Annotated in this window: 16 protein-coding genes and 1 tRNA gene; 4 read left to right on the top strand and 13 right to left on the bottom strand. The window is 33.7% G+C overall.

Features of this window, described 5'->3' with window-relative positions; all coding sequences use genetic code 11:
- Positions 1-303 precede the first annotated feature (303 nt).
- Both BBG48_RS06735 and BBG48_RS06730 read left to right on the top strand, forming a co-directional pair.
- Positions 304-2,037 (top strand): sensor domain-containing diguanylate cyclase, encoded by a 1,734-nt coding sequence (locus BBG48_RS06735; protein ID WP_068913057.1) that lies wholly within the window; start codon positions 304-306, stop codon positions 2,035-2,037.
- Positions 2,038-2,077: 40 nt separating this feature from the next.
- The gene (locus BBG48_RS06730) at positions 2,078-3,772 is read left to right on the top strand and encodes a GGDEF domain-containing protein (protein ID WP_068913055.1); all 1,695 of its coding nucleotides are present in this window, start codon (positions 2,078-2,080) and stop codon (positions 3,770-3,772) included.
- Between the two features lie 112 nt (positions 3,773-3,884).
- Here BBG48_RS06730 and recA read toward each other — a convergent pair whose 3' ends face one another.
- The 6 genes from recA to BBG48_RS06700 all read right to left on the bottom strand — a co-directional run bounded on the left by recA (position 3,885) and on the right by BBG48_RS06700 (position 8,947).
- Positions 3,885-5,003: a recombinase RecA gene (recA, locus tag BBG48_RS06725; protein ID WP_068913053.1), complete on the bottom strand. Its 1,119-nt coding sequence runs from the start codon at positions 5,001-5,003 to the stop codon at positions 3,885-3,887.
- A gap of 51 nt (positions 5,004-5,054) precedes the next feature.
- Positions 5,055-5,579: a CDP-diacylglycerol--glycerol-3-phosphate 3-phosphatidyltransferase gene (pgsA, locus tag BBG48_RS06720; RefSeq protein ID WP_068913052.1), complete on the bottom strand. Its 525-nt coding sequence runs from the start codon at positions 5,577-5,579 to the stop codon at positions 5,055-5,057.
- Between the two features lies 1 nt (position 5,580).
- Entirely contained in the window at positions 5,581-6,897 is a 1,317-nt protein-coding gene (gene rimO / locus BBG48_RS06715; RefSeq protein WP_068913050.1) for a 30S ribosomal protein S12 methylthiotransferase RimO, read from the bottom strand.
- A gap of 169 nt (positions 6,898-7,066) precedes the next feature.
- Positions 7,067-7,537: a tRNA (cytidine(34)-2'-O)-methyltransferase gene (locus BBG48_RS06710; protein ID WP_068913048.1), complete on the bottom strand. Its 471-nt coding sequence runs from the start codon at positions 7,535-7,537 to the stop codon at positions 7,067-7,069.
- Between the two features lies 1 nt (position 7,538).
- Positions 7,539-8,354 carry a Cof-type HAD-IIB family hydrolase gene (locus BBG48_RS06705; protein WP_094754419.1) on the bottom strand — a complete coding sequence of 272 codons (816 nt, stop codon included), beginning with the start codon at positions 8,352-8,354 and terminating at the stop codon, positions 7,539-7,541.
- Positions 8,351-8,947 (bottom strand): histidine phosphatase family protein, encoded by a 597-nt coding sequence (locus tag BBG48_RS06700; protein ID WP_094754418.1) that lies wholly within the window; start codon positions 8,945-8,947, stop codon positions 8,351-8,353. The genes BBG48_RS06705 and BBG48_RS06700 overlap by 4 nt, the downstream gene beginning before the upstream one ends.
- A 480-nt stretch (positions 8,948-9,427) precedes the next feature.
- Between BBG48_RS06700 and rny the strand changes: the two genes are divergently transcribed.
- Complete coding sequence (gene rny, locus BBG48_RS06695) at positions 9,428-10,963, top strand: ribonuclease Y (RefSeq protein WP_068913047.1); 1,536 nt, start codon at positions 9,428-9,430, stop codon at positions 10,961-10,963.
- Between the two features lie 531 nt (positions 10,964-11,494).
- On the opposite strand, the gene BBG48_RS06685 is transcribed toward rny, so the two are convergent.
- The 3 genes from BBG48_RS06685 to BBG48_RS06675 form a co-directional block, all read right to left on the bottom strand.
- Positions 11,495-12,358: a DegV family protein gene (locus BBG48_RS06685; RefSeq protein ID WP_068913043.1), complete on the bottom strand. Its 864-nt coding sequence runs from the start codon at positions 12,356-12,358 to the stop codon at positions 11,495-11,497.
- A 179-nt stretch (positions 12,359-12,537) separates the two neighbouring features.
- Complete coding sequence (locus tag BBG48_RS06680) at positions 12,538-13,533, bottom strand: ATP-binding protein (RefSeq protein WP_068913041.1); 996 nt, start codon at positions 13,531-13,533, stop codon at positions 12,538-12,540.
- Positions 13,534-13,571: 38 nt separating this feature from the next.
- Entirely contained in the window at positions 13,572-14,063 is a 492-nt protein-coding gene (locus BBG48_RS06675) for a hypothetical protein (RefSeq protein WP_068913039.1), read from the bottom strand.
- 714 nt (positions 14,064-14,777) lie between these two features.
- Here BBG48_RS06675 and BBG48_RS06665 point away from each other — a divergent pair.
- A tRNA-Glu gene (locus tag BBG48_RS06665) sits at positions 14,778-14,852 on the top strand.
- A gap of 113 nt (positions 14,853-14,965) precedes the next feature.
- On the opposite strand, the gene gltS is transcribed toward BBG48_RS06665, so the two are convergent.
- The 4 genes from gltS to hutI form a co-directional block, all read right to left on the bottom strand.
- Positions 14,966-16,204 (bottom strand): sodium/glutamate symporter, encoded by a 1,239-nt coding sequence (gene gltS / locus BBG48_RS06660; protein ID WP_068913036.1) that lies wholly within the window; start codon positions 16,202-16,204, stop codon positions 14,966-14,968.
- A gap of 65 nt (positions 16,205-16,269) precedes the next feature.
- On the bottom strand, positions 16,270-19,320 hold the full coding sequence (locus tag BBG48_RS06655; protein WP_068913034.1) for an AAA family ATPase: 3,051 nt from the start codon (positions 19,318-19,320) through the stop codon (positions 16,270-16,272).
- Between the two features lie 702 nt (positions 19,321-20,022).
- Entirely contained in the window at positions 20,023-20,838 is an 816-nt protein-coding gene (locus BBG48_RS06650) for a formate/nitrite transporter family protein (RefSeq protein WP_068913032.1), read from the bottom strand.
- Positions 20,839-20,843: 5 nt separating this feature from the next.
- Positions 20,844-22,088, bottom strand: coding sequence for an imidazolonepropionase (gene hutI, locus BBG48_RS06645; protein WP_068913030.1), 1,245 nt, complete (start codon positions 22,086-22,088; stop codon positions 20,844-20,846).
- Positions 22,089-22,106 lie beyond the last annotated feature (18 nt).

Genomic DNA, 22,106 nt, shown 5'->3' with positions numbered 1-22,106 from the left:
AAAAAAAAAAAAAAAAAAAAAAAAAAAAAAACGTGGATTTGCAACAAAAAAGAAGTTTTGAAAAAATTAAAAAATCAAGACGAATATACCAAAAAACTCTTTACATTTTTCATATTAATGCTATAATTTATCTAAGAAAAAATAGTTTTAGTTTTTGTATAAAAATACATATCATTAAAAACCTTTAATATTTATTGGAAAACGATTGGTCATATTCATAGAGCTTTTATTATCGTATTAAAGAAATTATGTAATAAATTAGTTGGTAATAGTTATTTTTATTGTGGCATATGGGAAACAAATATGGAAAAACTACAATCTTTTAAGGCTTATACTCAAAAATATAAAAAAACTATCACTGCTATTTTTTATGTTTGTTTTACATTTTTGTTAATAATTACTCTAAAATCAGGGGCGATAGAAGTACCGTTTTATTCACAAGAGGATAATGATTACTCTATTAAGACCGGCTGGATTTTTACTGATATAGATGGAGAAAAGTCCATTGTGAATTTGCCGTTTAAGTATAAATCGGATAGACAAGGCGCTGTCAATATAGAGAGGGTTTTAAGGACGTCAAAGAATACAACTGTAGACTATAATACTGTTTTGGTTAAGACAGCTTGCGATGATTTCGTAGCCAGTGAAATGGGTAGTAACATATGCTACAGGTACAGAAATAATAAGACGGTGAATTACACTAAGGATATTCAATATAGATGGCATATAATAGTTTTGCATGATGTGGATAATGCCGGTACTATTTCGTTTAAAATTCCTTTAGGAGGGAAAAATTCTAGAGATTTTTTGATTTCTGATGTGATTTATGGGAAAAAAGACGATGTGTTTTTTAGTTTATTGCAGAAATCGTTCCCTTTAATAGTAATTTCTGCAGTAATAATATTAAACTTATCCGTACAAATGGTTTTACGAAATATAGTTTTATCCTATGGAGCGAAAGTAGACAATCTTAAATACTTATTTTTTTTATTAATCACTATATTGGCGATCATAGTATCAAGAATTCCTCTGCTGTCATTTATTCCGATAGTGTATGATTTTTTTAATTATTTATTTTTCATTTGTATGGTTACATCCCCGATATTTGCTTTTTTATATATAAAAAATACGGACGGGTATTTATATAAAAAACAGACCTCTTATTTAGTAGTGCTTTCGTATATTTTTGCGATGGGTATGATTTTTAGCTCTGTCGTAGACATAAATATCTTAGGCGAAAAAATTCAGGGCATTACATATACATCGATATTAATTGCTTTTTCGTGTGGATATATTATGATAACATCACTGATGATGTATCGAAAAAATCCTGAAGAATATAGTGATTATTTTAACAGATTTTTAGGCTTTTTGGCACTTTTTCTAGGCATAGTATATGATTTAAAATTATATTTATTAGCTCCAAGCAAATTTTCATTTACAGGAATTGGTTTTGGTTCTATACTGCTGGCATTTATCATGCTGTTCAGCTTGATTAGTATTTCTATAAAATTTTTAAAAAAGAAAGACCAAAAGCTTTTTTACGAGCTTTTGGCATCTCAAGATACCCTTACAGGACTTAAAAACAGCAATACCTTTAGGGCTAGAATGGATAATCTCAACGCAATCATAGAGCAAACGCAAAAGGATATTGAGCTGGGTGTCATGGTTATTGATATAAACAACCTAAAATATATCAACGATAATTTTGGGCATGGTGCAGGAGACAAAGCTATCAAGTATGTGGCTGACTCAATAAACTTCGCTTTAAAAGAAAACTGGGAAGGCTATAGAATAGGCGGAGATGAGTTTTTGGTGCTATATCCAAAAAGTGACGCAGGCTCAATAGAAGATACTAAAGGTTATATAAGGCAAAGTATTACAGGTATGTCAGGAGGCTTTTTCGTGCCGGTGACAGTCGCAATCGGTTCTGATTTATTCGACATAGAGACGGATAAAAATCTAACTGATACACAAATTAGAGTAGATAAACAAATGTATAAAGATAAATTTAGGGTTAAAAGTTTAAATCGGTGATTGTTTACTTACTAATTGTAACTTGGGTGGTGATTGAAAAGTGGACGACAAATTAAAAAACACTAGATATATTTTTAATACAGTTATGCTGCTTTTAATACTGGTAGGTCTCACTATTACATTAACATCCACTAGAAAATCAAATCTTGCAGCTAACCTGAGAATGAATAGCTTTGAAATAAACAATTTTGATGCGGTTTGGGTAGTGAAAAAAAGTGGCACGCTAAAATTGGCAAAGACGTCTCTACCTTTATGTTTTGCGTCAAAAAAACAATCGCATCCAATTTTGCTCAGTAAAAAATTACCTATATTAAACTCAGACACTTATTTGGCGATTAAGCTCAAGGGCGGGGATATTAGTGCTGCTGTAGATGGTAAGCTGATTTATGATTTTGAGCAGACTGATGACTCTCTTTTCGATGGAGTATCGATTAATTCGTGGCATCTAATACCGATTGATATGAGAGCATCTCAAAAAACAGTATTTATAACTATACAAAATCCTATTGTGAGTATAAACAGAGCTATCTTAGGAGACAAAAATGATGTATACCTTAGGATTTTGAAAGAAAATCTGTATAATATAGCTGCCTGCATAATCACCTTCATTGCCGGGCTTATACTGATGTTTTTGTATAAGACTTATCCTAGACCTGATGATACAAGGAGGAGTGCGTTTAATCTTGGAGCACTTGCGGTAGTGGCGTCTATATGGCAGCTGTTTGTAGTTGGACTATTTCAGTTTTTTATAGGAAATAGGGTAGCCTTTAGTGCATTAGAAAATGTTATGATGTTTGTAACAACGGTCTTAGGCATAAAGTTTATAGTATCGTTTGTTAACAAGAATGCTAAATGTGAGGATACATTTTTATCAGTATTTTATATATTATTTGCCCCACAAATGATATTGTTAATAATCGGGGTAATGTCAATAAGCTCCTTACAATTTTATTATGCTGTGATGGTTGTATTGGCATTAGTGTTTAGCAGTATTCATCATGTAAGACTTAGTAAAGCTGATAATATAAAACCAAGTAGCATCCACATAATTATTATATTTTGCTTTACAGCTATGATATTTTTAGAAATATATAATTACCTTGTAAACGCTGAATTGGATTATATTTTAATCAATATTTGTCTTTGTGCGATGTGTTTTTTTATGGGCAAGTCATATATCATACACATATATAGTGAAATGAGTGAGGCGGCTATATCTGAGTCTTACAGGAAATTATCTATAACTGACAGCATGACAGGACTTTTAAATAAAAATGACTTTTTAATTTATACGGACAACTTTTCAAATATAGGTCTATCACCTAGGAGCTTTTGCATTGTAATAGATATGAACGATTTGAAGTATATAAATGACACCTATGGTCACACTGAGGGGGATAGAGCTATAAAGATACTGGCTGACGCTATAAAGAATGCTTATGACGGAAGTAATTTTAGGAAGTTTAGGGTAGGCGGAGATGAGTTCATGATTATAGCCCGCTCTAATAGTAATGAAATAGAAAATGCTACAATAAAACTCAGAGATACATTGAGAGAAAAGTCGAAAGGCTTGGCTTATGATGTAAGTGCGTCAGTTGGTTATGAAAATTTTGATAGAATGAAGGATTTGGATATAAAGGATACTATAAAACGTGCAGACCAAAAAATGTATGCTGAGAAGAGGTCTGTGAAAAAAGGAATAAATAGAAAATTGCTGGAATATAGTGCAAACTAATCTTTTAATAGACGATGGTATTAGTATACATTTAAATATAGCAAGAATATTTTACAATAAAAAAACTACTTTAGCATTTTTGTATGCCAAGTAGTTTTTATTTTTATACTTATTAATCTTCTGAGTCATCGCTTATATCGTCAAAGCTTTCATCATCGCCAACTGAAGTGTCATCATCGTCATCATCATCGTGTTCAAGAGGTATATCTCCCAAATTGTTTACTAATTCAAGTAATTCATTATATTCTGTTTCGTTGGTATCTAATAACTCTCTTACATTTTCTCTTCCTTGTACTCTCTTTCCGTTAGGAAGTGTAAACCATCCTCCGGCTTTTTTGATTATAGCTGCATCTATGGCTACATCAAGCAGCTCACCTGACCTTGATATTCCTTTTCCATACATGATATCAAATTTTGCGGTTTTAAATGGCGGTGCAACTTTATTTTTAACAACCTTTATTTTTACAGTGTGACCTATTGGCTGGTCGCTTTGTTTTATTGTTTCTACTCTTCTAACATCAAGTCTTACACTGGCATAGAATTTTAGGGCGCGTCCTCCTGTTGTAGTTTCTGTAGGGCCGTATCCCATAGCACCGATGTTTGCTCTTAACTGGTTGATAAATATTACTATACATTTACTCCAGTTAATATGTCCGGCAAGCTTTCTAAGGGCTTGTGACATTAGTCTAGCTTGAAGTCCGATAAATGTGTCTCCCATATCTCCTTCAATCTCTGATTTTGGAGTAAGAGCGGCAACGGAGTCGACTACAATTATATCTATTGCTCCTGAGCGTACCAATTCATCAGTTATCTCCAATGCCTGTTCACCGTTATCAGGCTGAGAAACAAGCAGGTTATCAATATCAACACCTATTTTTTTTGCATAGGACGGGTCAAGGGCGTGCTCTGCATCGATAAAGGCTGCAGCACCGCCTAGCTTTTGAGCTTGGGCAACACACTGCAAGGCTACTGTAGTCTTACCTGAGGACTCAGGTCCATATATTTCTATTATTCTGCCTCTTGGCAAGCCGCCAACTCCTAGTGCTCTGTCTAGGCTCACTGAACCGGTGGATATGGTTTCTACAGTCATGTCTGCACTTTGACCTAAGGTCATGATTGCACCTTTACCGAAGTCTTTTTCTATTTTTTTAAGTGCGGTTTCTATCGCTTTAGATTTGTCTATGCTTTTATCAAGTGGTTCTCTTTTTAGGTTTTTCTTTTTTTCTGCCATTTCTCCTCCAAAAGGTTATATATTAATTTATATCAATATATTTATCCAAACTTACATATTGCTTAAAAGGTGTCTGTTAAGATAAATATATTCAAATCCTGAATAAAATGTGAGTATTGTTGCGATAAACATCACTACTATCCCGTATGGAATATTTAATAGTAGCATGATTATGCCTAGCATTTGTGTCACTGTCTTGAGCTTACCGTTTTTAGATGCGGCAAGAACTTTGCCTGACGATGCGGCAATTGCTCTTAGTATTGTTATTGCGTATTCCCTTGATATTATAAGTATTGCCATCCAACCGGGCATATAGCCTATTTCTACCAGCATAATCATGGCGGCTGCAACTAGCACTTTGTCAGCAAGCGGGTCCATAAATTTACCAAAATCTGTCACAAGGTTATCTCTTCTAGCTAGATATCCGTCTAAAAAGTCTGTGAAGGACGCAACACAAAAAATTATTGTAGAAATAAGAAAGGTAGTTTTTCCTGCTGCCATTTCTAAATAAAATACTATGGTAAATACTACAGTAAGTATAAGTCTAAGCACTGTCAGTTTATTTGGAGTATTCATATTAGATTACCTCTTTTCCCTCTAGGTCGTAGTCCAGTATATCGGTTATTTCTACCTTAATGAAATCGCCTACTGAATGCTTGTCCGAAAAATCTTTAACAATTATAACTGTGTCAACTTCTATGACGTCACGATAAGACCTTGCTACTAAATAATCTGCATTTATTTCGTCTATTATCACTTCAAAGGTTTTTCCAAGTAGAGCTTTATTTTTTTCTTGCACAATCTCGTATTGAACATCCATAATCTCTTTTTGTCTAGCAAGCTTGACATCTTCTTTTATTTGCTCATTCATATTTCCGGCAACAGTGCCTTCCTCTCTTGAATAAGTAAATGCACCTAGCTTGTCAAATTTTACTTCTTTAATAAATTTGACCAATTGCTTATGCTCAGTCTCTGTTTCGGTAGGAAAGCCTGTGATAAGTGTGGTTCTGATTACTGCGTCAGGGATTGTACTTCTTATTAAATTTATTTTGGACAAAATGTCTTTTTTTGATGTGGAGCGGTTCATTAGCTTTAATATTCTGTCATTTGAGTGTTGAACAGGTATATCAAAATACGAACAGATTTTTTCATTTTTTGCAACCACATCTACTAATTCGTCTGTGATGTCCTCAGGATAAGTATACAAAAATCTTATCCATTTAAGTCCGGCAATTTCGCTTAATTCCTGCAAAAGCTCAGGTAGGATTTTTTTATCATACAAATCTAAGCCATATTTTGATGTGTCTTGAGCTATTAATATCAGCTCCTTGACACCATTTGAGGCAAGCTTTTTTGCCTCATTGATGATTTGCTCCTTTTTCTTGCTCTTATATCTTCCTCTAAGTGCCGGTATTATGCAGTAGGTACAGCTATTGTCACAACCCTCAGCTATTTTCAAATATGAATAATATTTCGCTGTAAGATTTGTTTTATTTTCGTGGGACAGCTGTTTATTTGGATTTAAGATAAGTGACTTGTTTTCGCCTATCATAAGTCCTTTTATTACGCTGTCTATCATATCGTAAGAGGTTGTGCCAAGCAGGGCATCAATCTCAGGGATTTCTTCTTTTAAATTTTTGTAATATCTTTGCACCATACAGCCTGTGACTATCAAGTATTTTAGGTTTTGCTTTTTATACTCTGCCACATCAAATATTGTCTGTATGGACTCTTTTTTGGCATCTTCGATAAATCCGCAGGTGTTTACTATCGCAAAGTCTGCTTTACTGATGTCGTCAGTCATTTCGTAGCCTTTTTGACTGAGGATATATACCATTTCTTCTGAGTCAACAAGGTTTTTTGAGCAACCTAGGCTCTCTATTTTGTATTTCATGGTTTCCTTAATTTAAAAAATATTTATATTTATAAATTAAAATTTGTTTATTGCGGGCGAACATAGTTCGCCCCTACGGGTATGTGTTTTTTTAAAATTTTATTGTGGATTAATTTGCTCTGTAGGGGAGAACTTCGTTCACCCGTGATTATAATCGCACATAATATAATTAGATAAAATATGACAGGTTTTGCTGTCTTATTACTTCATAAATGCCTACACATACGGAGTTTGCAAGGTTTAGTGACCTCACATAGTCTTGATTTTTCATAGGAATTCTGACATTGTGGTCGGGATTTAATGAACGGACCTTTTCTGGCAAGCCTCTTGACTCCGGTCCAAATATTATGTGAGAGTCCTCAGGATATTTTACTTCAGTGTGGAATTTGGTTGATTTTGTGGTGAAAAAGAACATTTTTTCCAAGTCATATTTTTCAAAATATTCTTCAAAGGAGTCATAATATCTGATGTCTGCGTGCTGGATGTAGTCCATGCCTGAGCGTTTGATAGTCCTTTCGCTCATGATAAAGCCAAAGGGTCTTATCATATGCAGTGTTGCTCCTGTACATACGCAGGTTCTTACGATATTTCCAGTGTTTAGTGCTATTTCGGGTTCGTATAAAACTATATTTAAAGACATTTTACTTTTCCATAAATTTATATATGGCTTTTGCAAAGCCATCGTTATTGTTATCATCAGTTATAAAATGTGCAACTTTTTTTAGCTCTTCATTGGCATTGCCCATTGCTACGGCAAAGCCGGCAACTTTAAGCATAGACAAGTCATTTAGCTCGTCTCCTATGCACATAACATTTTGCATATCTACTCCTAAATATTTTGCAAGCTCTATAACTCCGCTGCCCTTTGACAGCTTTGCGGCAGTTATTTCTATATTCCATGGAGCAGATGATGAAATCTCTAGCTTTTGCTCTATCGGCTCAAATATTTTTCTTAAATAGGCTATTGTACTTAAATCGTCTTCGTGGATTACAAATTTTATTGCGTCATGTTTTTGTGACGCAGCCTCTAAATCCTCTACTAGATGTATTGGTAGGTTGGTTTTACCAAGCTTATTCATTTTGTCATAATATGCTATTGCATATCTAATTTCTGTGGCATAGACAGAGCCTTCATCATAAAAATAAAAAAAAGCATTCTCAGACTTTATTATATTTGCAAGCTGTTTTGCTGTCTTTTTATCTATTAGTTTTTTAAATATTGTTTTTTGATTTTTTATATCGTAAACAATAGCTCCATTTGCCAAGATAAGCGGACAAGTGATTTTAAAGGTGTCAACCAGTGGCATTACACCGTTTAAGGTTCTGCCTGATGCCAAGGTGAAGTATGCACCATTTTCTTTTGCATAAGCTAGAGCCTTTATAGCTGACTGAGGAATATTTGATGTAGAGTCCAAAAGCGTCCCATCAATATCAGTTACAATTAGTTTTTTTATCATTGGGCACTCCTATTTAAATAGCTAAGTACAGCTTTATCATCAAACAATTTCACTTTTGTCACGCTACAATTGGCAAATTCCAGTCTCCACAAAAGAGAGGCACTGTTTGTCAAAATATCGGATATACATGACATTATGACAATAGTGTGGCAAACTATTGCGATTTTTTGACAGTCATTTCTGTTTAAAATATCCTTGATAACGGCTCTAGTGCGGTTTAATATGTCGGACTTACTTTCGCCGTTTGGAAACCTAAAATCAAGCTCAGGGTTATCCAACTTTTCAAATATATCAGGGTAGAGCTCTTTGACTTTTAGTATCTGCTCACCGTCTATATCGCCAAAGTTCATTTCATGCAGGTCATTTACTATTATAGGATTATCAGATACAGCAAGAGCTGTCTGATAGGCTCTTTTAAGCGGAGATGTATAAGTTACATCTATATTTTCGGGTTTTATATAATTTTTTAGTGCGTTTATTTGCTCCTTGCCCTTTTCAGTGATGTCACAATCCAAAAGACCTGAAAATTTGCCTTGAGTATTTAGCTCACTTTCAGCGTGTCGTATAAAATAAAGCTCTCTCAGTCTAATCACTCCTTTTTCCTATTAAAAAAATTATCAATTATATTCGTGTATATGCGTGATAAAATGAAAGGTTTCTTCAAATATATACTTTATTATTATAACACATTTAGCAATTTGAGTATACAAATAATAATTTAAAGTGGTAATTGTAGAGATATTTAAAATATTTTAAAAGTTTTTTACATTAGCTTTGCAGTTATGTATTTTTTATAAGCACAAAGCTGTAAATTTGATTAACATTTGAAAACAATATCATATTTAGAAAATTAAGGAAAATGATTAATTAACAGGTTGACATAATATTTCAAACCATTTAAAATATAAGGGTAGTTTATAAAATTCAAATACGATAAATTTAAATCAAGAAAGGAAGTAATCCAAGAATACAAAAGTTTAATGTTAATTGGTAGAAAAATATTACCATTAAATTATACATTTTAATATCTCAAGATTGCTTCCGAAAATCTAAAAAAATAGGAGGTGGTCAAAATGGGTTTAAATATATTAGTGCCGGTAGTAGTCGGAATTATATGCTTAGCAATTGGATATTTGCTTAGAAAAAATATGAGTGAAAAAGCTATCGGCTCCGCTGAAGAATACGCAAAAAATCTTAAATCTTCGGCTCAAAAAGATGCTGAGACTCAGAAAAAAGAGATAATCTTAGGGGCTAAAGAAGAAGTCCAAAGGATGCGAAGCGACTATGATGCTGAATATAAAGATAGAAGAAGCGAACTACAAAAGTTTGAAAAAAGATTAGTACAAAAAGAAGAATCCCTTGATAAAAAATTCGCACAAACAGAAGAAAAAGAAAAGAAATTATTACAAGAAAAAGAAAATTTAGAAGTAAAAGAATCTCAAATCGAAGCTGTAAAATCAGAGCAGCTCAAAAAACTTGAAGAAATATCAGGATTTTCGGTTGAACAGGCTAAAAACTATATCATAGAAAGAAGTGAACAGGAAGTAAAAAATGAGCTTTCTATGAAGATAAAAGAGCAAGTTCAAATCGCAAAAGAAGACGCAGAAAATCAGGCAAGATGGATTATAGCCTACGCAATCCAAAGAATAGCGGCTGACGAAGTAGCAGAAACTACAGTGTCAGTAGTATCCTTGCCAAATGACGAAATGAAGGGCAGAATAATAGGTAGAGAGGGTAGAAATATTAGAGCCTTAGAAACACTTACAGGAGTTGACCTAATAGTAGACGATACACCTGAGGCAGTAGTGTTATCATCATTTGACCCAATAAGAAGAGAAGTGGCAAGAATAGCACTTGATAAACTTGTCATCGATGGCAGAATACACCCTGCTAGAATCGAAGAAATGGTAGACAAGGCTAAAAAAGAAGTAGAGAAAAACATCAAAGAAGAGGGCGAAAAAGCTCTAATGAAAGTTGGCATCTACGGAGTACACCCTGAGCTTGTAAAACTACTTGGTAGACTTCACTATCGTACAAGCTACGGACAAAATGTTTTATCACATTCAATAGAAATAGCCGAAATTTGCGGTATAATAGCAGCAGAGCTGGGAGTAAATGTAAAACTGGCAAAAAGAGCCGGCATTTTCCATGACATCGGCAAAGCTATCGACCATGAAGTAGAAGGCACACATGTAGAAATAGGTATGGATATACTAAAAAGATACAAGGAATCATCGGAAGTCATCCATGCCATGTCTACCCACCACGGCGACTATGAACCACAATCTGTAGAGGCGGTCATAGTTACAGCAGCAGATGCTTTATCAGCCGCTAGACCTGGTGCAAGAAGAGAAACCCTAGAGTCATATGTAAAGAGGCTTGAAAAATTAGAAACAATAGCTAATTCATTCCAAGAAGTAGAAAAATCCTTTGCTATACAAGCCGGTAGAGAAGTACGCATAATGGTTAAGCCGGATAAGATTTCTGACAAACTGTTGCCAAAACTGGCTTATGACGTAGCAAGAACTATAGAAAAGGAAATGGAATATCCGGGACAGATTAAAGTAAACATAATAAGAGAAACACATACAACAGAATTTGCAAGATAAAAAATGATGGGAAGGTTCAATTTAAAATTGAGCCTTCTTTTTTTGATAAAAGTTTTAATCGTATTTGTTGCTTTTTTCGTATATAATTAATAAATAAAATATTAGACAAGCTATGACACATCTAGCGGATTTTGTCTCAAAATTATGGCAAATTCACTTATTCGGGGAAGGGAATACTAGGACAACAGCGGTATTTTTTATAAAATGTTTGAGGACATTAGGGTTTGAAGTTACAAATGATATATTTTCCAATAATGCTTGGTATTTTAGAAATTCTCTAGTTAGAGCAAATTATAACGACATTAAAAATGGTATTTTTGAGACAACTGAATACTTGGAATTATTTTTGAAGAATTTATTATTAAATGAAAATAATGAGCTAAGCAATCGTACACTGCATATAAGTAATATTTTAAAATAAATACTAAATTTAGATTTAATAAAAAAGTGTATTTACGCAATATTTTTAAATCAAATATTCTATACCAACAAAAAACACCAGCATAAGCTGGTGTTGAGTATTATTAGATTTTAAAAGCAAAATGCACCAAGCCCTATTAGTCCCGGACCTGTATGGACTCCCAATGCGGGGCTTACGGTTTTATATTGTATAAGCTTTGTGGCATTTGCAAACTCATCTGCAAGTGATGTTGTAAATCTTTGGAGCACATTTTCGTCATTTCTATATACAAGGGTAAAATAATATCTATTTTTGTATGCCCCATGCTCAGCTAAAAATGCTTTTACCTGTGTAATCATGTCTTCGATAGCTTTTTCAGAGCTTCTTTTTTTAGATACGGTGTAGTATACTCCGTCTTTATCACATGACATGACGGGTGTTATTTTAAGCATTGAGCCTATGCCGCCTAAGACTTTTCCTATTCTTCCGCCTTCGATTAAGAACTTTAGTGTGTCTATGTTGAAAAATAATTTTGAATTGTAAAGCTTACTTTGTAGCTCATCGTATAAATCGTCTACTGAGTCAAATTTATCAAGCAGAGTTTGAGCGTATATTACAAAAAATCCTGCACCTATAGATATATTTTTGGTGTCAAAGGATTTGTACTTAATTCCCTCAGCTTGTCCTAGTGCTAAATTCATTGCATTATAAATACCGCTCAAGCCTGATGAAATAGAGATGGATATGATTTGGTCGTAGCCATCTTCTTTAATTTTTTTAATCATGCTTTCTATGTCTCCCATAGGAGCTATACTGGTTTTTGGGATGTCACCTTTTAGCATTCTATCGTACACTTCAGCTGCGGTAATATCTATATTATCTCTATAGGATTTTTCTTTGAAGTTGATATGTAGTGGTACAACATAAGTGGAATTTGTAATCTCAGTAGGCTCTAATCCACAACCTGAGTCAGTGAGTATAGCTATTTTGCCCATTTATTCTCCTTGTATAAATAATATAAAAGCTTGATACAATCTTTTATATTTTACGCATAATTTAATATTAACTCAAAATTTTAAAAGTATTATTTATAGATTATAGTTAAAGAAAGATAATGTCAAGCAAATTTTGAAAATGAGAAAAATAATATTAAATTATTTTATTAGCAGAACTATTATTTTCTCCATCTTAGGTCTGTGCCTATGAATTTATAATGAACGAAATCATTTCTGTCGAAGAGCCTTGAGGTTATTCTTCTTTCATATCTGTCATTTATTTCTACTGCTGTAAGGTTTGTAGAAATGATGATTTTTTTATTTGCTAATATCCTTGTATTTACTATATTGAAAAGTTGGCTGTTGACGTAGTCGTTGACTATTTCTGTGCCTAAATCATCGATAATCAGCAGGTCTGCTTCGTATACTAAATCATAAAAACCTCTGTCAGTTATCTCCTCTGTTTTGTTAAATACTGTACGGGCAAGTTTTTCAAATAGCTGGAGGCTGGTTTCGTAGACTACTGATTTATTTTTTGCAATTAGTCTTTGAGCTATGCTAAGTGCAAGATAGGTTTTTCCAAGTCCTGTTTTTCCAATAAATAGCATGGATTTATGCTGCTCATCATCAAAATTATCTGCAAAGTCCTCACCGATTTCTTTTAGTTTTTGCATACTTTTTCTAGGGGTTGTGTCATTTATTGGTTCATCAGAAAATATTTTCAAATCAAAGTTGTCAAAGTTTTGAGTATCTGTAAGGTTTTTAAGACCGGAGTTTTCATATACCAAAGCGTTATATCTTTTTGTATAACAGCTACAGGGTCTAGATACTGCATCTTGGGTTATAATTCCTGTATCATGGCAGATATTGCACTCGTATTTTGGATAAAGTAGGGCGGTATCAACGTGGTTTAGCTTAATATATTTATCTTTTTCCTGTTTAATAGTTTCTATTTCAAGTTCTAGCTTAGCCTTTGTTTCGTTGATATTTTCGTCATTTATGGTGATTTTCATAATTTTTAGGTATAGATTATTTATGCTGTCATCCAAATGCTTTATGTAGGGATATTTATCATAAAAAAGCTTTTTGTTGTGCTCGGCTATATATTTTATTTTTCTTTGCTTTTGCTCGTATTCAAGCCTTAATTGACTTGTTAGCTCGGAATGTTTTTTCATGATACCCCCTTTGCAAAATATATTAAGTCATATTGTATTTATACATTTAATATGATGTAAGTGTTATAGCTTTGTCTATTTGTCCAAGCGTTAGCCCTTTTATCGGGTTTTTCAGAGGAAAGACTAAGTAGGTCATTGTCTATTATACCGCTTATAGTAGCCGGTGGTATAGATATATTTAAGACGCCGACACATTGGATTTTATTATCGTTTATAGCTGTATCTGTATCGCTTAAATAATAGTAGGAGCTTGGATTTAAAGTCTGAGTAACATCCTGTACATTTAAAAAGTGATTGATTGTGCCGGTTGACAATTTTTCCCTGTATACTGAGCAAACAGCGTTGCAGTAGACTGTCTGACTGCCTACGTCAAATTGGTCTGTAACGGTTATAAAATCTTTGTAGCTATAATAAGCTGCATTTGATTGAGGTGTAGCATTTAGTGCTTGTTCAGCAAAAGAAAAATTGCAAAATACGGACAAAACCATCAAAGCTATCGTAAATAGGATAAATTTTTTATATTTTTTCATTTTAAACTCTCCTATTAAACTTAATACTAAACTAAATGACCAATATTTATAATTTTATTATATCAAAATTTTATGAACTACGCCATAGTAACCACAAATCAATTTTGCTTAGGAGATAAATTTGCATAAATATGTAAAAAATGTCATATTTTACAGAGTAGCTTTTAATCTAATTGAAAAAAGAAGAGTTTAACCAAGGAGTAATACTGCCCTTGGTTGAACTCTTCCTTGCAATCAAAATTTGCTATGCTTATTTAGTTTATAGTAAATAATACAAATAACAAAAAAGTATATTGCAGTAATTATCCAAAGAATATTATCTTTTACAAACATAGCCTGAGCGATTAAATAGGCATCTAATACCAATACTTCAAAAAAATGTGCCTTGTGCATTTTTAATATTAAAAATGTTGGTAGAAGATTTAATGTTGATATAGCTAAAATGTAAGAAAGACTTGTTAAATTAGCATCACCAAATACTATAGAGTCAATGCTCAATAATGATATTTTGCTTAAAACTATAAGAATTGTATATAATAATACTATTTTAGCTGTTGAAATAAAACCAAAATTAGTAAAGTTATGAAGTGGCTGTAATATTTTAATTAAACCTTAACAAAGCTATATCAATCTTTTCACCGGAAATTATTATTCGTAAAATTTGTGGTTGACAATTGCAGGTTTTATATGTATAATAGCTAAGTAACAAATTAAGGCCCCTTGGTCAAGCGGTTAAGACACTTCCCTTTCACGGAAGTAACATGGGTTCGAGTCCCGTAGGGGTCACCAATTAATATGTAAAATAAAAGACCTAAGGATTTTTTCCTTAGGTTTTTTATTTTACAATAATAAACTTAGTTATATTTTAGTTATATTTTAAAAATTAATTAAAACTTTATACATTACATCGGTTTTACAAAGTTTTTGATAAACCAAATGGTTTGTGGCTGATAGATGATATCTACTAGGAAAGCACCAACTATTGGTACTATCATCATGGCTTTTCTGCTCATGCCGTATTTATCATTTACAGCTGAAAGGTTAACTATAGCTGTAGGGGTAGCACCAAGTGCGTGACCAAGCAAGCCTGCACACATTACTGCGGCGTCATAGTTTTTGCCAAGTATTCTAAATACTACAAAATATGCAAATACTGCAAGAAATAGTACTTGGCAAAGTAGTACAACAATCATGCCTCCGGCTAAATCTGCAAGCTCCCATAGCTTTAATGTCATCATAGCTATTGATAAGTATAGATTTAGTGATACATCACCTATACCGTCTACTAGACCGAAGTGGAAATTGTATAAATGAACAGACTCATTTAGGTTTCTAGCTACAACTGCTACGAACATAGCTCCTACATATGTAGGGAAAGACATACCTATAAGCTTGCCTATCCATCCTGAAATCATTGTACCAGCTGCCATACAAAATAGTATGACTGTAACGTTTTTAATAACATCTAGGCTGCTTAAAGTTTGCCCGTTGGACGCATTTATATCTTCTATTGATGTGTCAAATTCGACTTCATCAGGGTCGGGATGTAGGTTATATTTTCTTATAAGTCTTGATGCGGTAGGACCACCAACCATAACTGAAGAAATAAGACCAAATGTAGCAGCGGCTGCTCCTACTAATTGACCGGATTGATAACCCATTGCCTCAAAGGTTTTACCATAAGCAAGACCTGCACCATGCCCGCCTATCATTGTAATGGCGGAGGAAAGAAGTGAATAAGCCTCAGGAAGTCCTACCAATCTTCCGACTGTAATACCAATAGTGTTTTGTACTATTGATACAAAGCCTGCTACTAACCAATAAACTATTAAAAGTATTCCGCCTTTTGCCAAGATTTTGAAACTTGCTCCAAGACCAACGGTTGTAAAGAACATCAGCATTAAAAATGATTGCAGTGTAGAGTCAAATTTAAAAGTGAAAGAATTGTTAAAATGTCCAACAGTGGTGAATAGCATAAATAAAAATCCGCCAATTACCGGTGCAGGTATACAATATTTTTGTAAGAAATTAACTTTATTTCTTATTGCATAGCCGACAACAAGTAGTACAGCAGCAAGTGCAGTAGTAAATGTCATATCCATGGTGATGGTGAATACATTTTCTACAGTTTCAAAAGTCATAATTTCGCCTCCTTAGATCTGTTAAAATATAGACTAAGTTTATAATTTGCAGTGGATACAGCTAATTAACTCTCAAGCTTATTAAGGGTTTCTATTTCAAAATTATCTCCTGATTCTGTCAAATATGCAAGAGCATTTTGTATATAACTGTCTAAGTCCTCTTTGAGATATTTTGCAAGCAATTTTTGTTTTTTATCATTTATGTCAAGCTCAGATTTTATAAGAGCTTTTACATAAAATACTGTTCCCATTTCGTGAGGATTTTGTATTTTTTGTGAGTCTTTTTCAGCCTCTTTTATAAGATGTAGAGCTTTTTCGTAGTTTTTTTCTTTTAAATATATTACTGCCAAAAAAGCAGAGGCTACGGATTTTCTCCACACTGTATCCAGTTTATCGTATATGCTATAGGCAGTTTCAAAATATTTTTTAGCATCTTGAACATTTCCATCGTCATAGGATGCCTGTCCGGCATTTACATTGAATATGGCAAAGGAAATCATAGCGTTTTTTTCCTTACAGATAGTAGCTGCTTTTTTGTAATATTTGATTGCTTGTGCAAAATCTTTGTTGATACGTCTAATTTCACCGATGTAATTGTATGCAGCGGCAATATTTAGCGAATATCTGTCGGCTATATATGGGGTTATGTTAAAGGTGTTTATTGATTCTAAAAGCAGTGATTCAGCCTCTTGATATTCCTTAGACATAAGCTTGTAAAGACCTTTTAGTCTTAGTAAAATGCCTATCTCTTTGTGATAGTTACATTCTACAGCCAAGTTCAAAGCTTTGTCTATATATATGCTCATCTGCGATGTTTTGTAGGTTTGCACGCAGTAAAAAATTAATTGCTTGTAACCCTCTATTGCATGGTCTTTATCGCCTATTTCATAAGAAAGATTTATCATTTGTCGAATAAGTGTGATGCCATCTTCGTAGGAGCCTTCTCTTATTAGGTATCTGCCTTTTATATGCAGATATGAAATTGTAAGAGGAGAAATCTCCTGCTCTTTTATAAATGTGGCACTTAGCTCGTGCAAGGAGTTTTCTATGTCGTCAAAGTAGGCGAGTGTCTCATTTTTGGTAAAGTAAGTGTGGTTTGGGTTACTATTTTCGACATGATTTAATATAGGAAACAGCTCATGGGAAAAATCAAGATAATAATTCAAGACTTTTATTTTATAATCTAATGCCTTTAGCTTTGAGTCAGCTTGTTCATAGTGATAGATTATCTTGTGGTATATGCCTATATTTATTTTTTTGGGGTCAAGCATACCTTCAAGTATTGTTGCAATTTTTTCGTGGGAAATTTTTCTTCTCATGTCAGATTGGTTCATATAGATAAAGTCTTGGAGTTTTTGATGTGTAAATTTAAAGCTTATGCCGTTTTTCCCACGGGTTTCAACTAGGATATATTTTTTTTCTAAATCCTCCAAGATGTCTATAAGCTTGAACTCATCATAATTGGTAAGTGCCTTTATTGTAGACAGGTTCACTTCATCATCAAATAGTGATGCCAGCTCAAGTATTTTTTTTGCATCATCAGATAGATATAGAAATCTGCTTTTTATGATGTCTTGCATTTTGGCGGTCATGATGTTGATGTCTCCGCCGTTTTTTATGATATTTAGGTATTCTATGATAAAAAATGCGTTGCCTGAGGTTTCTTCATAAATCTTATTTAGCAGCTCAAATGACCACTCAAATTTAGGGAAGGCTGTCTTTACTAGTGATTTAGTCTCTTTTTCACTGAACCTTGATAAATTTATGGTTATTAGTTTATCGCTAAGATTTAGGGAAGAAATCATATTTTCGACATTTTTTTCTTCTTCATTTCTATAGGTTGCTAAAAATATTATGTCATTTCTTTTTTGGTGAAGTATTATGCTACTGAGCGTTGATATAGTCATGCTGTCAGCGTATTGAATGTCATCTATGACTATAAGAATATTTTTTATTTGAGAAAGCCTTTCCAGTATATCCGATATGATATCTCCCATCATGTCAAATTTTATTTCGCCCATGATTTCTTCTAGTGAGCGGTTTTGCAGATTTGTCTTATTGTCACTAAACTCAGGGAATATTGTTGAAAGTGTCTTTTCATAGTTTTTTGGTAATTCTATATCAGATTTTTTCATGATTTTTTTTATTTCTGATATTATTGGGGCTAACGGCTTGAAAAAATATTGTTTTTCAGCGGCATAGCAGCTTGTTTCAAATACATGGCACAAGGATTTGTCGATTTTAGATAAAAATTCATCCTTTAGTCTTGATTTTCCTACACCTGCCTCGCCTTTGATTACTATAGATTTAGCTACCTCGCCATTGGTTAGACTTTCGTAGTTTTGGGTAAGCAATCTAAGCTCTGTAGACCTGCCGTAGAAAAAGCTTTTTATATCACTATTTTGTTTATAGTTGGTGTAATTGATTAAATCCAATATGCCAAGGTATATGTACTTGCTCTCTGCAGATGGCTCCATGGCGAGCTCTTTTGAAAATAAGGTTTCTAGTTTTTTATATACTTCTATTGCTGCGGTATAGTTAAACTTATCCTTATAATAGGTCATAAGTATCTGATAAGCACGTTCGTTAAACTCGTTTACATCTATAAGTTTTTCAGCGTAAAATCTTATTTTTGAGGAGAAATTGTTGTTTTTATCTTGCTCTATCAAATCGTATAGCTTTTGCTCGTAGATGGCAAGGTAGTTTTCTCTTGTAGCGGTGAGCCATTCGTCAAAGCCCTCAGCATTTTTTACAAAAAAACCCTGCAAAAACTCACCTGTGTAGTCGTAGATTAAATCATCAGAGTTAGTTTCAAAGTTAGCGGTATCTATTTTAAGCTCAACAGCATCATTGTATTTTACTATTGATTTATTTGGGGAAAGCAAGACATCTACTCCGCCAAAGGTCTTTTTTATTTGGTATATGGCATTTCGCAGATTTTTTTTGGCAATTTCATCGCTACTTTCCGCCCAAAAAAGTCCGGAAAGCTCGTCTCTGCTTGCACGTTTTTTAATTAGTAAATAAAAAAGGAGGGCTTTAGCCTTGCTATAGGGAAAAAATATTTCCTTATCATTGTATGTAACAACAGGAGGGCCAAATAGTTTAGCTGTAATCAATAAAGTTCTCCTTTCTAAGTTAAATAAACGATTTTCTTGCTTAATTATAAATCAACATAGATAAATTATCAAGTTTTAAATAATGCAACAAATTCTTTTCATTAAAAAAAAATAAGTCTTATACTAATACCTAATTAAATAATCAATAAAGGCTGGGTATGTTCATCGAAGGAGATTTTGAGCCACCGCCGTAGGCGAAAAGTGCTCAGATATGAATATACCCAGCCTTTTATTAGACAATAGTATTAAATGATAAAGGCTAAGTTTGATTTTATATCAGGTTTAGCCTTATAAAAACCATAAAAACAGATACACCTGTTTTGGTATATCCCTGTTATTTTTTTGCTTGATTGTAGTATAATATAAAAAGAAAAAAGTAAACCTATTCGGTTTGCCCTAGAGTTTTTTTAAAATCAAAAATCGTTGTACCGGACATACAGTGGTTTTTTACTGCCTAATTGTTTTTTTTGAAAGACTTTATCAGGGCTATGATTTGTAGTATCAAATCTATTACCATTATAACAATAGTTACAACTTCATATTTTGACATACATATCACCCCCAATCTTGATGAATTGTGGCAAACCGACTGTACAACTTTTCTTTTTATGTAAATTATATCGCAAAATATTCTTTGAAAAAAGTTCAAATTAAAGCAACTCATGCTATAAACGCAAGAGTTGCTTTTTTTACAAACATAAACTATTTTTCTTGATTGCTAAGGAAAATTACATAATATATCATAGCTACAAACACTACTCCGCCAATTATATTGCCTATAGTTACGGGGATTAGATTGTGTATAAAGCCTGATACATTAAGATTACTTACATCTATGCCGGCTTTTTGAGCTAGCTCTAAATATTTTGGGTTTTGAATTGCAAATAGTCCGGCTGGAATATAATACATATTTGCTACGCTATGCTCATAGCCGGCTGCTACAAAGGCAAATACAGGTACAAATCCGCCCATTATTTTGCCGGGTAGTGAGGTGGCTGACTGCCCCATCAAAACTCCGATACATACTAAAAAGTTACACAATATACCAAGTACGACAGCTTTGCCAAAATCTAGTTTCACCTTTGCCACTGCAATTTTGATTGAATATGCTGCTAAAGAGCCGTTAAATGCACCTATTTGACCGCTGTAGTTTACTGCCCATGCTATAATAATAGAGCCAATCAGATTTCCTATATAGACTATCACAAGTGTCCTTATCAATTGAGCTATGGTAATTTTTTTGCTAAATAAAGATAAGAACATCAGGCAATCTCCGGTAAACAGCTCAGATGTAACGCATAATACCATGCCTAAGCCGACAGGAAATATTGCAGCCGAAATTACCTTTGCAATAGACGGATTTTCTACCCCTGCTGTACCGGTATTAGCTGCGACACCTGCCAAGGCTATGAAAAATCCGGCAACAACAGATAGTAATAATAGATTAACTGTAGAATTTTTTGCCTTTGTGACACCAAGATTTACATAATTAGATATGACTTCTTTTGTAGTTAACATTTATGTTATTTATTCTCCCTAACTAATTTTCCGTTTTTAACAACTTTTTCTACAATATTTACACCTGTGTGGTATGGTAGGTAATTGTAAGATGGAAATTTTAATATTACTATGTCGGCATTTTTGCCTACTTCTAATGAACCGACCGTTTCAGCTTTATCTATAGCGGCTGCCCCGTTTAATGTCAAAGCTGTTATAGCCTCCTCAGGTGTCATGCCCATGTATATAGTTGCAAGAGCAAACATCAGAGGTATGGAATTTGTAAAGCCGCTACCCGGATTAAAGTCGGTAGCTAATGCTACTGCACTGCCGTGCTCTATCATAAATCTTGCCCTAGCATAAGGTTCTTTGATACAAAAAGCAGTGGTAGGAAGTAGTGTGCTTATAACTTTGTTTTCTGCCATTTTTCTAAGCCCTTCATCAGAGGCGTGGAGTAGATGGTCAGCGGAAGTCATTTTAAATTCTGCGGCAAGCTCAGCTCCGCCAAGGGTTACTATTTCATCAGCGTGGATTTTTAATTTCATACCGGCATTTTTGGCAGCTGTATACATTTTTCTTGATTCTTCTATGTCAAATACACCTTTTTCTGTGAATACGTCAAAATATTCAGCTAATTTACCATTGACAACTTCGGGCAAAACTTCGTTGATTAGAAAATCTATATATTCATTTGACCTTCCTTTGTATTCCTTTGGTACTGCGTGAGCACCCAAAAATGTTGATGTTATGTCAATTGGATGACTTTCATTTAATTTTTTCATCACTCTAAGCTGTTTTAGTTCTGTGTTCTTATCAAGTCCATAGCCACTTTTACCCTCTACAGATGTGACACCAAAGGCAAGCATTGAGTCAAGTCTTTGCATACCGGATTCAAATAGTTCATCTTCGCTTGCCTCTCTAGTGGCATTAACTGTACTTTGGATGCCGCCACCTCTATTCATTATATCCATATAGCTGTCGCCACGAAGTCTCCATGAAAATTCGTCAGCTCTATATCCACCAAAGGTAAAATGTGTATGTGAGTCTACAAAGCCGGGAAGTACAGCTTTTCCTTTGGCATCGATTACTTCATAGCCTGATTCGTCAATTCCTTCAAGAGCATCTGCTCCGATTTTTGTTATTTTGCCATCTTCGACAACAATGCTGGCGTTTTCGTATACTTTTACTTCATTCATTTCCTTGCCGAATTTTGCACTGTGACCTATTGGCGTTGCTATTTGTGATGCGTTTTTAATAATTAATTTTGACATAAGTCCTCCTAATTTATT

The sequence above is a fragment of the Criibacterium bergeronii genome, assembly GCF_001693775.2.
Classification (GTDB): Bacteria; Bacillota; Clostridia; order Peptostreptococcales; family Filifactoraceae; genus Peptoanaerobacter; species Peptoanaerobacter bergeronii.
The sequence above is the reverse complement of the archived record's forward strand: the minus strand, read 5'-3'. Positions and strand labels throughout refer to the sequence as shown.

Excerpts from the sequence above, each read along its gene's own strand:
- BBG48_RS06735 (WP_068913057.1), top strand. The coding sequence starts at position 304 with ATGGAAAAACTACAATCTTTTAAGGCTTATACTCAAAAATATAAAAAA.
- recA (WP_068913053.1), bottom strand. The coding sequence starts at position 5,003 with ATGGCAGAAAAAAAGAAAAACCTAAAAAGAGAACCACTTGATAAAAGC.
- pgsA (WP_068913052.1), bottom strand. The coding sequence starts at position 5,579 with ATGAATACTCCAAATAAACTGACAGTGCTTAGACTTATACTTACTGTA.
- rimO (WP_068913050.1), bottom strand. The coding sequence starts at position 6,897 with ATGAAATACAAAATAGAGAGCCTAGGTTGCTCAAAAAACCTTGTTGAC.
- BBG48_RS06710 (WP_068913048.1), bottom strand. The coding sequence starts at position 7,537 with ATGTCTTTAAATATAGTTTTATACGAACCCGAAATAGCACTAAACACT.
- BBG48_RS06705 (WP_094754419.1), bottom strand. The coding sequence starts at position 8,354 with ATGATAAAAAAACTAATTGTAACTGATATTGATGGGACGCTTTTGGAC.
- rny (WP_068913047.1), top strand. The coding sequence starts at position 9,428 with ATGGGTTTAAATATATTAGTGCCGGTAGTAGTCGGAATTATATGCTTA.
- BBG48_RS06685 (WP_068913043.1), bottom strand. The coding sequence starts at position 12,358 with ATGGGCAAAATAGCTATACTCACTGACTCAGGTTGTGGATTAGAGCCT.
- BBG48_RS06680 (WP_068913041.1), bottom strand. The coding sequence starts at position 13,533 with ATGAAAAAACATTCCGAGCTAACAAGTCAATTAAGGCTTGAATACGAG.
- BBG48_RS06675 (WP_068913039.1), bottom strand. The coding sequence starts at position 14,063 with ATGAAAAAATATAAAAAATTTATCCTATTTACGATAGCTTTGATGGTT.
- gltS (WP_068913036.1), bottom strand. The coding sequence starts at position 16,204 with ATGACTTTTGAAACTGTAGAAAATGTATTCACCATCACCATGGATATG.
- BBG48_RS06650 (WP_068913032.1), bottom strand. The coding sequence starts at position 20,838 with ATGTTAACTACAAAAGAAGTCATATCTAATTATGTAAATCTTGGTGTC.
- hutI (WP_068913030.1), bottom strand. The coding sequence starts at position 22,088 with ATGTCAAAATTAATTATTAAAAACGCATCACAAATAGCAACGCCAATA.